This window comes from Bacillus swezeyi (assembly GCF_001969815.1).
GTDB lineage: Bacteria > Bacillota > Bacilli > Bacillales > Bacillaceae > Bacillus > Bacillus swezeyi.
In genome coordinates this window covers 91,647-104,203 of the sequence record NZ_MRBK01000001.1, presented here as the reverse complement: position 1 = coordinate 104,203, position 12,557 = coordinate 91,647, and the positions used below count along the sequence as shown (strand labels likewise).

The window sequence follows — 12,557 nt, the reverse complement described above, 5'->3', positions numbered from 1 at the left end:
CTAAAACTCTCCTAATTTATAGCCGATGCCCCAAAGCGTTTTAATATATTGCGGGGAAGAAGGATCATCCTCTATCTTTTCTCTCAGTCGCCTCATATGGACGTTAATAATATTTTGATCGCCAAAATAATCATCATTCCAAACCGAACGGTAGATTTGTTCTTTTGTAAATACTTTTTTAGGGTTCGTTACAAATAAATCCAGCATCTTCCATTCCGTTGACGTCAGCTGAAGCGGTTCGCCATTTTTTTGTACGGATACATTTTCTATATCAACCGTAAGCTCGTGAACCCGTAATATTTTTTTATTTGCCGGCTCACTGACTGAATATTGCGTTGCCCGCCGAATGGCGGCTTTTATTCTTGCGGTCAGTTCGATCATCGAAAACGGTTTGGCAATATAATCATCCGCACCAAAGCCAAGCCCCAGCGCTTTTTCCACATCCCCGTCTTTTGCAGAAATCATTAAAATCGGGACCTTGCTCTGTTCGCGGATTATTTTCAGAAAATCCATTCCGTTCAGTTTAGGAAGCATGACATCGAGCAGGATCACATCATAATTGTCCTGCTGAAACAATCGAATGCCCTCTTCTCCATCAAAGGCAAGGACGACCTGAAATCCTTCTTTTGTTAAATAATGATTGACCATTTCACTGATCGAATGATCATCTTCAATTAGCAATATACGCTGCATCTCTTCACCCATCCTTTTCAAAATAAAAAACACACGTGCAATTACACTCATTGTAATTGAAAAGCGTGTGTTTTTTACAAAATTATTTATTTTTCTAGTTAAATCCCTCTCGATTTTCCAGGGCTTGCGACCGATATATCAATCTGCCTTCCACACTAATGAAGTAATAACTATTCAGCTCAAGTGACAGGCGCCGGATTGAACAAACACAAATCATTGGAGAGTCCCCAATGTTCAGCCCACGTTTTCCTCCCGCTTGCAACATCCAGAATCGTCCGGAAGATCTCCCAGCCGACATCCTCTATTGAGGCTTCACCGGTTGCGATCCGCCCGGCATTAATGTCGATTAAATCGCGCCAATCTTCTGACAACGAATGCCGGGTTGACACTTTGATAACCGGAGCCATCTCAAGGCCGTACGGCGTGCCTCTGCCTGTGGTGAACACTTGGAGATGCATTCCCGAGGCCAATTGCAGAGTGCCGCACACAAAATCACTGGCAGGCGTAGCCGCAAAAATAAGCCCCTTCTGCACCGCCCTTTCACCGGGCGCCAATACGGCATTGATCGGACTGCTTCCCGATTTCGCAATGGATCCGAGCGATTTTTCCACCACGTTTGCCAGCCCGCCTTTCTTGTTCCCGGGCGACGGATTGGCGCTTCGGTCTGATTCACCTCTTTCCAGGTAGCGATCATACCAGGCCATTTCTTGAATCAGGGCGCGTCCGACTTCTTCATTGACAGCGCGCGGTGTTAATAAATGAACGGCATCGCGAACTTCGGTTACTTCTGAAAATAACACCGAGGCACCCGCGCGAACCAGTAAATCGGCTGCATACCCCGCAGCCGGGTTGGCGGTTACACCGGAGAAAGCGTCGCTGCCCCCGCATTGCAGACCGATGACCAAATCTGAGACCGGGCATGTTGTCCGCTTTCGCTCATTCAGTCTTTGCAAACGCTCTTCGGCCATTTCCATAATCGATTGTATCATTTGCTGAAACCCTTGCCGTTCCTGCAATGAGAGAATGTTTTCGGCGCCGCCTTCAGGCGCTATCCTCGTCGGAAGCAGCTTCTCACAGCCTAGTCCGATCACCATCGCTTCACCTCCGAAATGAGGATGCCTGGCGATATTTTGAATCGTTCGAATCGGAATGTTTGCTTCAGGAGCGTTGATGGCCACTCCGCAGCCGTACTGATGATTTAATGCAGCCACTCCGTCAACGTTAGGATATTTAGGAAGGAGCTCTTCTTTAATTCGTTTAACGGCGTAGTCGAGAACGCCTGCCACACATTGTACGCTTGTCATAATGCCGAGGACGTTTCTCGTTCCGACACTCCCGTCATCATTCCGATATCCTTCAAATGTGTACCCTTCAAGAGGCGGCATTGATTCTGGAATTCTGTTCGAGATCGGCAATTCTTCGAGGGGCGGGGCTTCCGGCAGTCTGATATGCGATTCAGAAATCCACCCGCCTTTTTCAATCGGCTTGACGGCATAGCCAATGATTTCACCGTAGCGGATAATAGCGCCGCCTTGGCTTATGTCTGCCAAAGCCACTTTATGCCCTTGGGGAATGCGTTCTTGCAGCTCGAGCCCGCAAGGAAATACCGTTCCTTTGGCAAGACCCCCTGTATTGACGATAATCGCTGCATTGTCTTTTGCATTCACCTTAATGTAAAGCGGGGCTTCGTTTTGATTTACATGTGCAGCCATAGGTTAAGACCAACTCCCCTTTTTAATCATCGATTTTGAAGCGGTGCAGCAAGTATGATCAGGCGTACCGCTCCAAAAATAGAAAGCGCTGTCAAACGACTCAAGACTGTCCTTTTTCTAATTGTCCAAACGGCTAATGAACAGTATTTTCACCATTTAGACCATTCAATATCTTGTCGCGCACAAATTTCAAATGCTCATACATATGATGATAGGCTTGATAAGGATCTCTTTGTTGAAGGGCTTTCAAAATATTCGTATGGTATTCGACAGTCCGGCCCCTTTCTCTGTACGGAATCTGGCTGTCGATTTTGGCGTGTGTGATCAAGAGTGATTGAATCATGCCTTCCAGCACCGGGTTGTTCGCGCTCAAGGCGATAATCCGGTGAAATTCCTTATCCGCTTCTCCGTAATTATTATCCGTGCTGTTTGCAATGACATCGATCGTTTCCTGCAGCCTTGCCAGCTGGCTGTCATTGATCTTTTCGGCGGCAATCGTGACCAGTCCGAGTTCAAGCGCCATGCGCGCCTCGATAATGGCCGGCAAATTATCGACCGCCAAAGCCAGCATGACAGAAAACGGCTGGATGCCGATTTTATCATTAAAATACGTGCCATCGCGTGTTTTTCTTTTGATGATTCCGAGTGTTTCGAGTGATATTAAAGCTTCCCTTAGAACGGGTCTGCTGACATTCAATTTCTCCATCAGTTCGATTTCCGTCGGTAATTTATCACCAGGCTTCAGCTGGCCGCTTGATAATAAATGAACGATTCGTTCAACAACCTGCTTTGCCAATGTTTTTCGATTGACTGATTCAACTTGCAATGTTTCCATATCTTCTTCCATGGATGTGGCCCCCTTCCAGTTGTTCATATTGTAAGACAAAATACAACATATGACAATGTCGAATTGGGGCCGCTCGAGTCACCGAAAACCGCTGATCCGTTTTTATCGAACAAGGCACGGGCGTTTCTGGTCAAACCGCCAATTTTCAATTAAAAATTGCATGGCGGCGGCATCGTCTCTCGCTCCTAGATTCATTTTTTCATACAGTTCATTCGCCTCTTCAACCTGTTCCATATCAATTTCAACGCCGAGTCCCGGTTTCTCAGAGACATGGACGTGTCCGTCAATGATTGAAAAAGGCTGTTTTGTGAGGCGCTGGCCATCCTGCCAAATCCAATGTGTATCAATCGCCGTGATCTCGCCTGGAGCTGCCGCTGCAACATGGATGAACATCGCCAGTGAGATATCAAAATGATTATTTGAGTGAGAGCCCCAAGTCAGTCCCGATTCATGGCACATTTGAGCAACGCGCACAGAACCTTGCATCGTCCAAAAATGCGGGTCTGCCAGCGGAATATCCACAGCGTGCAATTGTATCGCATGCCCCATTTGCCGCCAGTCGGTGGCCATCATGTTGGTGGCAGTCTGAAGACATGTCGCACGGCGGAATTCAGCCATGATTTCCCGTGCGGAATACCCCGCTTCCGCTCCGCAAGGGTCTTCTGCATATGCAAGCACATCGTGTTTGTCTTTACAAAGCTCAATCGCTTCAGCCAATGACCACGCACCATTTGGATCAAGTGTGATCCTTGCATCAGGAAACCGTTTGGCCAAAGCTGCGGCTGCTTCGATCTCTTCTTCTCCCGCCAAGACGCCGCCTTTTAATTTAAAATCATGAAAACCATAGCGATCATGGGCTGCTTCAGCCAGGCGGACGATCGCTTCGGGTGTCAGCGCTTCTTCCCGCCGCAGACAGAACCATTCATCATGTGCTTCTTGTTCACTGATATATGGCAGTGTCGTGCGATTTCGGTCGCCGATGTAGAACAAATATCCGAGCATCTTCACTTTATCCCGCTGCCGGCCTTCACCTAACAGCGCCGCAACAGGGACGCCGAGAAACTTTCCCAGCAAATCAAGCAACGCCGCTTCCAATGCCGTTACTGCATGAATTGTCGTCCGCTGGTCAAAGGTCTGCATCCCGCGGCCTCCTGCATCCCGATCTTTAAACCGCCGTTTGACAGACTGTAACATAGAGTGAAACGCACCGATTGATTGATCGATGACCAGCGGCTTCGCTTGCTCCAAAGTATGGCGAATCCGCTCTCCGCCCGGTACCTCGCCGACGCCGACAGCTCCGGATGAATCTTTTAAGATGACGATATTCCGGGTGAAATACGGTCCGTGAGCCCCGCTTAAATTCAAAAGCATGCTGTCATGCCCGGCCACAGGAATGACCTGCATATCAATAACTGATGGAGTGTTTGATGTTTTCTCCTCTTTTACTTGCTGGCGGATATGTGAATTCATATTGATTTAGCCCCCTTCTGATAAAGCGCTTACATTTCAGATGGACAAAGATGGATCTGATGCGTCTTCTTCTTTCTTCAGCTTCACGCGCTTGATCGGTCCTACGAGAAATAAATAGCTCAATACCGCGGCAATCGCGTTGGCGCCGACAAAAACAAGCGCTCCGTTAAACGAGCCTGTCGCATTAACAATATAGCCGATCATAATCGGAGTCGTGATAGATGCGATATTTCCGAAGGTGTTGAAAATGCCGCCGCTCAGCCCCGCACACTCCTTTGGAGAAGTATCCGAAACAACGGCCCAGCCCAATGCACCGAAACCTTTTCCGAAAAAAGCCAGCGACATAATGAAGACGACAAGCCAAGCCGAGTCTGCATAATTGCAAATGATCATAGTGCAGGACATCAGCATGCCGAGGATGATCGGCGTTTTTCTGGCAGTCGTTAAGGAACAGCCTTTTTTCAGGAGCAGGTCTGATACAAATCCGCCCAATAATCCTCCTAAGAATCCGCATATTGCAGGCAGTGAAGCGACGAATCCCGCTTCAAGAATCGACATGCCGCGCGCTTGAACCAAATAGACCGGAAACCACGTCAGAAAGAAATAAGTCAGAGTTGTGATACAGTATTGGGCAATATATACCCCAATCAGCATTCGGCTGCTTAAAAGCTGTTTAATATAGGGCCATTGCGATTCCCTGACTTTCTTTTCCGCTATCTTTCCTTCATCCATTGAAACAAGCCCGCCGCCTTTTTCGATGTACGCCAATTCGGCAGCATTGATTTTTGGGTGTTTTTTAGGTTCGTAAACGGTTTTCAGCCAAACAACAGACATAACAATCCCCAAAGCTCCCATGATAATAAAAACCGTATGCCAGCTGAAAGAATGAACGAGCCACCCCATCAGCGGTGAAAAAATAACCAAGGCAAAATACTGAGCCGAATTAAAGATCGCCGAAGCCGTTCCGCGCTCAGAACTGGGAAACCAGGAAGCAACTACCCTGCCGTTTCCCGGAAATGACGGCGCTTCTGACAACCCGACGAGAAAACGAAGGGCGAATAAGAGAATGATGGCCGTTCCGGCAGCAAAAAAACCTAACATTCCCTGCAAAAAGGTAAATAAAGACCAAAAGAAGATACTGGCGGCAATGACGATTTTCGATCCAAACCGGTCAAGCAGCCAGCCTCCGGGAATTTGGCCGATCACATAGGCCCAGCCAAATGCGGAAAAAACATACCCCATCGCAACCGAACTCAACCCAAGCTCATGCTGCACAGAATCGCCGACAATCGATAGTGTCGCGCGGTCAGCATAATTAATAGATGTGACGAAAAACAGCATAGATACGATAAACCAGCGGACTGAACTCTTTTTCCCCGCGGTTTGGGACAAGGCTGCACGATTTTTTTTCATAGCATCTTCTCCTTTATTCATTTGTACGGAAGGAGGTTTTCAAGTTCAAGACTCCGGAAAGAGGGGGCCCTCTTTCCGATTAAATTACGATTTGATAAACACGGTTTTTACAGCTGTGAAAAATTCTTTGGCTGCCTCACCCTGTTCCCGTGAATGTGAACTGGATCGTTTGACACCGCCAAATGGCGCCTGAAGTTCGACGCCTGCGCTTTCTGCGTTCACCCGAATGAGCCCGGCTTCAATATCCTCTATGAATGACAGCATATGGCCGATGTTTTGCGTGAAAATGGAGGCGCTCAAACCAAATTCGACATCATTGGCTGTCTCCAAAGCTTCCGGCAGTGTATCCGTTTTGATTAAAGCGATGATAGGACCGAATATTTCCTCTTGCGCGATGGACATGCGGGATGTGACGTGATCAAAAATGGCAGGCCGGATATAATAGCCGTTTTCATATTTCCCGGCGGTCAGCCTTTCACCGCCGAAAATAAGATCTGCTCCTTCTTGTTTGCCTTTTTCAACATAGGACAGACAGTTGTCGAGCTGCTGTTTGCTGGCGATCGGTCCCATCCACACATCCTCCTTTAAGCTGTCGCCGATTGTAATCTTTTTTGTTTGCTGGAGCAGCTTTTCTTTAAAAAGGTCATAAATATCGCTTAATACAATGACGCGGCTCGTTGCCGTACATTTTTGGCCTGTTGAGCGAAACGCACCGCTGATCACAGCTTCAACCGCAAGATCAAGATCGGCATCATTTGCTATGATCACAGGGTTTTTGCCTCCCATTTCAAGCTGGTACTTCGCCCCGCGTTCAAAAGCCGTCCGTCCGATTGTTTTTCCTGTTTGATTAGACCCCGTAAATGTAATGCCGTTCACATCAGGGTGCTCTGCAAGCCGACGGCCGGCTGCAGACCCCGGACCTGTCACCGCATTGACGACTCCAAAGGGAATTCCGGCTTCTTCAAAACAGGATATGACCTTTAGACAAGTGACCGCTGTTTCCGTTGCCGGCTTGATGACAACTGTGTTTCCATAGATCAGAGCCGGTGCCATTTTCCAAATGGGGATCGCGACCGGAAAATTCCAAGGCGAGATCACGCCGACGACCCCGAGCGGAACCCTGTCGGTGTACATGAAAGCGGATTTGTTAGTCGACGGAATGACATCGCCTGTTTTACGCATGCCTTCTCCGGCATAGTATCGGAGAATGGCGATCCCCCGGGCTGTTTCTCCTTTTGCTTCAGGCAGCGGTTTTCCCATTTCCCGTGTCGCACATTCCGCAATTTCATCAAGGCGCTGTTCCATGATGTCGGCTGTTTTGTATAGGTATTGCCCCCGCTCCGCTCCCGACAGCTTTCTCCAATCTGTTTTCGCTTGCATCGCAGCCTCAACTGCCCTGTCAACGTCTTGTTCCGAGGATTTTTGCACAAGTCCGACGACATCGCGTATATCAGCCGGATTCATACTCTGTTCCATACCGCCTGATTCGGCCTTCACCCATCGGCCATTGATAAAATTGAAATAAGTTTTGTTTTCAGTTGCAACAGACATCTCCATACCTCCTTTTGTTTATATGGCAGCGGTTTTTTTCGGAAAACGCCCCATTGCGCTTTCCAATATGTTTTCAAGCTGCCGGCAATGTTCTTTTTCTACCGGAACAATCGGCGGCCTCGCGGTGTTTTTCGCATGAAGCCCCATGATTTCCATGCCTGCTTTAATCAGGGACACGGCATAGCCCTTTCGCTGTTTGCGGATTTCATTGATTGGCATAATGACATGCTGATAAATCTCCCTCACCAGCTGAACATTTCCGTTTAATAATGCCTCGTAAAACATTCTTGAAATATGGGGAATATAGTTGGAAATCGCTGAAGAGTATGATGTAAAGCCAATCGGAGCATATGCCGGCATCGTGATCTCAGCCATCGGCATTCCGTTGAGCCAGCCCAGCCGGTCTCCCAGTGTATAGGACAAGCTGATATTCAAGGCCATATCTCCTATCCCGTCTTTAAGCCCGACAAGCTGCTCGAGTTCTGTGAGGCGCTGTATCTGTTCTAGCGTCAGGACTGCATTATCGCGCTGATAAATAATCGCATTTAAGTCTGTGCTTTCAATGATCGTTTTCGTATACTGGTAAAGGCCTTCCTGCTCGCCGTGAATTAAATACGGCGGCAGAATCAAATAGCCGTCAGCCCCTTTATCCTCGGAAATTCGCGTCCATTCCAACGCGGTGCTCAAATTTCCGCCCACCCCGGTGTATACCGGCACCTTTCCGCCTGCTGCCGACACGGCGATTTCGACCATTTGTTCATATTCCTTCCCGCTGAGAGAGTGGAATTCCCCTGAGCCGCAAGCGATGAAAATCGCTTCAAGCCCTTCATCCAACAAAAATTGGATGTTCTGATAAAGCGCTTCTTCCTCCAATTTCCCCTGCCCATTAAAGGGCGCTACAGGAAAACCCAATATTCCTTCCGGCGCCTTTCGAATTTGACCCATATACGTCATCTCCCTGTCGTCATTTTCCATGTTTACGAAAGCGTTGTCATTTAGCTAAAACGCCAATTAATCTGCATCCTAACCTCCTTCATTTATCTTTTTGTTTAATTGTAAGACAAATAAACAAATTGTCAATATCTTTATTTTCTGATTTTTCAAATTCTATGGCGAAAAAAAAGAGACTGAAGACAGCCTGTCTCTTCAGCCTCGGGCCTCAGCCCCTGTTTCTTCAGCGATTTTTTTCCTGTAAATAAATGCTGATAAAGATATGCTTAATTCATATAAAACAAGCAGCGGCACGATCACCAAGACGTCTGAAATAAAATCCGGGGGCGTGATCACAACCGATATGACGATTAGCGCAAAATAGGAGATTTTTCTCATTTTTGCAAGCCTGGTCGGATTTAAGATCCCCAAACTCGTTAAAAACATGACGATGAGGGGCATTTCAAATAAAAAGCCAAATGGCAGCGTCAGATTGATCATAAAACGGAAATAACGTTCCGCCGTAAACACCGTTTGAAAATGGCCGGCAGAAAGATTGATCAAAAATTGAAGAACGAGCGGAAACAGTACGAAATAACCGAACAAAACCCCCAGAATAAAAAAGATAAACAGTCCGGGGATATAAAATAAAGCCACCCTCCGCTCGTGTTCGCTCAGCGCCGGGGCCACAAACCGCCATGTCTGAAAAGCAGCCACAGGTATCGTTGCCGCAATCGCCAAAACCCCAGAAATCATCATATATACCCACAAAATATCCCCAGGCCCCAAGACGGCAAGCTTGGCGTCAAGGTCTCTGATCAGCCAGTCATAAATGTCCTGTACAAACAAAAAACCCGTGATGAGAAACAGAATAAACGTCAGCAGCGTTTTAATGATCCGCTGCCGAAGTTCTTCGAGATGGTCGATCAAATGTATTTCCCCGCTTTTCATCTTTTGATGCCTCCCGCTTATCTTTACATGTCTAATTAGAAAAAGAAGCAGACGGGATCACCCGCCCGCCTTCATTCATCCTGCCGATTGATCTCGCTTCTTTTTTAGCTCAGGTGCCTCTCCGGTTTCATTGTCATCAGAAGATACCAAAGATTTGGTCGCACTTTTAAATTCGGTCAGCGTTTTGCCAAAAGCCCGGCCGATCTCGGGGAGCTTTGAAGGGCCGAAAATGATCAATGCAATCACAAGCACCAAAATGAGACCCGGAATACCGATATTAGAAAGCATTTGCCGTCATCCTTTCATAGATTACTGGGTTACTTTTTTCTGCTGTTGCTTCATTTGTTTTTGATGGGCTCTAGTGTGTTCCGTAAAGCGGTCTTCTTCGACTTCGTTCGATTTTTTCACGCCTCCCGGGACGATATTGGAAGCTGTCCGTTTTAAACCTGTATGGTCTTTATGGTAAACATATGAAGCCCTTGTCGAAATCGCAGCGCCCGGCTCTGTCACAAATGGAACGACGCGGTAGTCGGCCCGCCACTCCTCAGGTGTAACCGTACAGCGCACATAGCCGCGGTAGTCATTGAAAAATTGAATGTGGGGATTATTCGATAAAATCTTATCGGTATCCGCCCTTTTATCCGCGCCGTTTCCTCCCGATGTAATCGATGTGCCGACGAATTCCGCTCCAAAGATGGCTGATTTCGAATCGTCAAAATCGATAAGCAGATTGTTTGCCCAGCTTGCATGAACATCGCCGGTCAGGACGACAATGTTATTCATGTTTTTAGCTTTGATAAAGTCGATGATTCGTTTGCGCTGAGCAGGATAGCCGTCCCATGAATCCATACTGTAAACCGGCGCCGAGCTTGTCCCAAAGTTCCATTGGGCAAAGAAAATCTGCTGCGCAAGAATATTCCAATGTGCTTGAGAACGGCCTAGATTGTCAAACAGCCAAGCCTCCTGTTCGGCTCCAAGCAGCGTCCGCTTTGGATCATTTGATTCATCGGAAGGGGGTTTGTTTCCATCGCCATTTGCCTGGTCATCACGATATTGGCGGGTATCAAGAACATTGATATCAGCCAAATTGCCATAAGAAAAATTCCGGTATAATTGCATATCAGGACCGTTTGGCAGAGATTTGCGGCGGAGCGGCATATGCTCATAGTAAGCTTGATATGCAGCCGCACGGCGTTTGATAAATGCTTCAACAGATTGGCCTTTTTCAGGAATCACATTTGCATAGTTGTTTTCCACTTCATGGTCATCCCATGTCACAACCCATGGAAATGCGGCATGAGCCGCTTTCAAGTTCGCATCGGAACGGTATTGGGCATGGCGGTTGCGGTAATCAAGAAGCGACATAATTTCCGGACCGCTATGTGTTCTGACATTACCGGTTTTCGATACATATTCATTCGGGCCGTATTCATAAATATAGTCTCCGAGATGAAATACGAGATCGAGCTTTTCTTTTGCCATATGCTTATAGGCGGTATAGTAGCCGTGTTCATACTGCTGGCATGAAGCGAAAGCGAATGTTAATTTAGACACATCCGATCCCGGCGCCGGAAGCGTTTTTGTTTTTCCAACCGGGCTTATCTGGTTGCCGCATTTAAAGCGGTAATAGTATATATGGTCAGGCTTCAGCCCCGATACCTCGGCATGGACCGAATGGGCAAGATGCGGTGTCGCCTTTTCCGTCCCGTGTTTGACGATATGGCGGAAGCGTTCATCTTTTGCAATCTCCCATTTCACAGATACGGCTTCGTTCGGCATACCGCCCCCATTAAGCGGATCAGGCGCCAATCTTGTCCACAAAACGACACTGTCTGAAAGTGGATCTCCAGATGCAACACCAAGTGTGAAAGGATACTCAGAAAATCTCGGTGCCGCATTGACTTCCATTGCCCCCATCGATTGTGCGATCGCAAGCCCGAGCGAAAGCCCGGCGATTTTGCCGGCTCCCTGAATAAAACGGCGGCGGTCAAACGTATTTTCTTTCAAATTTTCCTCATTCAGCTTCTTGATCCAGTCCTCCAGCGGCCCTTCTTGTGTCATTCGTATTACCCCTCTCTATACAAATGATTGATCGGGTTCTATTATAGGGAGTGTTTGTTAATACACTGTAAAGTATTGTAAATCGAAGATAAGACGAGATACATGGATGATCAAGTCACATCGCCTTGGACCATATCGAAATTTGTCGAAAACCAATCGTTCCGCCTATGATTTCGACAAAAACCCGGTCGTTTCCCGCAGATCTATTCTCCCGTTTTTCTTCACATTTTCTTTAAAGAGAGACAACAAAAAAATGCGCATCATGGTAAAATAAAGTAATCAAGTCATAGAAGGGAATGAACAATGCGCAGATAGATAAATGGTCTTTTCACTATTCCTAAACATACAAAATCGACAACTTTAGGAGGCAAGACCATGGAAACGCTTTATACTGAAAGATTGATGTTGAGAGAAATGATAATCGAGGATGCGGAGACCCTCTATCATTACTGGTCAGACCGTGAAGTCACTAAATATATGAACATCTCACCTTTCACAAGCGCCGCCCAAGCGAGAGAGATGATCAAAATGATCAGCGATTTAAGCCTAGAAGGGCAGGCAAACCGCTTTTCAATCGTATCAAAAGAAACGAATGAGGTAATCGGAACATGCGGTTTTAACATGATTGATCAAGAAAACAGCAGGGCTGAGATCGGCTATGATTTAGGAAGGAGCCATTGGGGAAAAGGCTTTGCTTCTGAAGCCGTCAAAGAGCTGATTCATCATGGCTTCACAGAGATGGGCCTCAACCGGATTGAAGCGAAAGTAGAGCCTGAAAACACGCCTTCAATCAAGCTTCTTCAGCAATTATCCTTTCAGAAGGAAGGTCTTTTAAGAGAGTATGAGAGAGCGAAAGGTGTGCTGATAGATGTATACATGTTTTCGCTGCTCAAGAAAGAATATGCGGAGGAAGAGACTCTCAGATAACA

The 12,557-nt window shown here is 47.1% G+C and carries 11 protein-coding genes; 1 reads left to right on the top strand and 10 read right to left on the bottom strand.

Annotated elements, in window-relative coordinates; translation table 11 throughout:
- The 10 genes from BTA30_RS00555 to phoD form a co-directional block, all read right to left on the bottom strand.
- Positions 1 to 681: a response regulator transcription factor gene (locus tag BTA30_RS00555; RefSeq protein WP_094777261.1), complete on the bottom strand. Its 681-nt coding sequence runs from the start codon at positions 679 to 681 to the stop codon at positions 1 to 3.
- A gap of 191 nt (positions 682 to 872) precedes the next feature.
- The gene (gene garD, locus BTA30_RS00550) at positions 873 to 2,405 is read right to left on the bottom strand and encodes a galactarate dehydratase (protein WP_076757983.1); all 1,533 of its coding nucleotides are present in this window, start codon (positions 2,403 to 2,405) and stop codon (positions 873 to 875) included.
- Positions 2,406 to 2,538: 133 nt separating this feature from the next.
- On the bottom strand, positions 2,539 to 3,252 hold the full coding sequence (locus tag BTA30_RS00545; RefSeq protein WP_076757982.1) for a FadR/GntR family transcriptional regulator: 714 nt from the start codon (positions 3,250 to 3,252) through the stop codon (positions 2,539 to 2,541).
- A 102-nt stretch (positions 3,253 to 3,354) separates the two neighbouring features.
- Positions 3,355 to 4,722, bottom strand: coding sequence for a glucarate dehydratase (gudD, locus tag BTA30_RS00540; RefSeq protein ID WP_076757977.1), 1,368 nt, complete (start codon positions 4,720 to 4,722; stop codon positions 3,355 to 3,357).
- A gap of 36 nt (positions 4,723 to 4,758) precedes the next feature.
- Entirely contained in the window at positions 4,759 to 6,135 is a 1,377-nt protein-coding gene (locus BTA30_RS00535; protein ID WP_076757970.1) for an MFS transporter, read from the bottom strand.
- An 84-nt stretch (positions 6,136 to 6,219) separates the two neighbouring features.
- On the bottom strand, positions 6,220 to 7,686 hold the full coding sequence (gene gucD / locus BTA30_RS00530; RefSeq protein ID WP_076757968.1) for an alpha-ketoglutaric semialdehyde dehydrogenase GucD: 1,467 nt from the start codon (positions 7,684 to 7,686) through the stop codon (positions 6,220 to 6,222).
- Between the two features lie 18 nt (positions 7,687 to 7,704).
- Entirely contained in the window at positions 7,705 to 8,631 is a 927-nt protein-coding gene (kdgD, locus tag BTA30_RS00525; protein WP_076757966.1) for a 5-dehydro-4-deoxyglucarate dehydratase, read from the bottom strand.
- A 201-nt stretch (positions 8,632 to 8,832) separates the two neighbouring features.
- Entirely contained in the window at positions 8,833 to 9,567 is a 735-nt protein-coding gene (tatC, locus tag BTA30_RS00520) for a twin-arginine translocase subunit TatC (RefSeq protein ID WP_076757965.1), read from the bottom strand.
- Between the two features lie 75 nt (positions 9,568 to 9,642).
- Complete coding sequence (locus tag BTA30_RS00515) at positions 9,643 to 9,855, bottom strand: twin-arginine translocase TatA/TatE family subunit (protein WP_076757963.1); 213 nt, start codon at positions 9,853 to 9,855, stop codon at positions 9,643 to 9,645.
- Positions 9,856 to 9,876: 21 nt separating this feature from the next.
- Positions 9,877 to 11,628 (bottom strand): alkaline phosphatase PhoD, encoded by a 1,752-nt coding sequence (gene phoD, locus BTA30_RS00510; RefSeq protein ID WP_076757961.1) that lies wholly within the window; start codon positions 11,626 to 11,628, stop codon positions 9,877 to 9,879.
- Positions 11,629 to 12,003: 375 nt separating this feature from the next.
- On the opposite strand from phoD, the gene BTA30_RS00505 reads away from it, so the two are divergent.
- On the top strand, positions 12,004 to 12,555 hold the full coding sequence (locus BTA30_RS00505; RefSeq protein WP_076757959.1) for a GNAT family N-acetyltransferase: 552 nt from the start codon (positions 12,004 to 12,006) through the stop codon (positions 12,553 to 12,555).
- The last annotated feature ends 2 nt before the right edge of the window (positions 12,556 to 12,557 follow it).

Excerpts from the sequence above, each read along its gene's own strand:
- garD (WP_076757983.1), bottom strand. The coding sequence starts at position 2,405 with ATGGCTGCACATGTAAATCAAAACGAAGCCCCGCTTTACATTAAGGTG.
- BTA30_RS00545 (WP_076757982.1), bottom strand. The coding sequence starts at position 3,252 with ATGGAAGAAGATATGGAAACATTGCAAGTTGAATCAGTCAATCGAAAA.
- gudD (WP_076757977.1), bottom strand. The coding sequence starts at position 4,722 with ATGAATTCACATATCCGCCAGCAAGTAAAAGAGGAGAAAACATCAAAC.
- BTA30_RS00535 (WP_076757970.1), bottom strand. The coding sequence starts at position 6,135 with ATGAAAAAAAATCGTGCAGCCTTGTCCCAAACCGCGGGGAAAAAGAGT.
- gucD (WP_076757968.1), bottom strand. The coding sequence starts at position 7,686 with ATGTCTGTTGCAACTGAAAACAAAACTTATTTCAATTTTATCAATGGC.
- kdgD (WP_076757966.1), bottom strand. The coding sequence starts at position 8,631 with ATGGGTCAAATTCGAAAGGCGCCGGAAGGAATATTGGGTTTTCCTGTA.
- tatC (WP_076757965.1), bottom strand. The coding sequence starts at position 9,567 with ATGAAAAGCGGGGAAATACATTTGATCGACCATCTCGAAGAACTTCGG.
- BTA30_RS00515 (WP_076757963.1), bottom strand. The coding sequence starts at position 9,855 with ATGCTTTCTAATATCGGTATTCCGGGTCTCATTTTGGTGCTTGTGATT.
- phoD (WP_076757961.1), bottom strand. The coding sequence starts at position 11,628 with ATGACACAAGAAGGGCCGCTGGAGGACTGGATCAAGAAGCTGAATGAG.
- BTA30_RS00505 (WP_076757959.1), top strand. The coding sequence starts at position 12,004 with ATGGAAACGCTTTATACTGAAAGATTGATGTTGAGAGAAATGATAATC.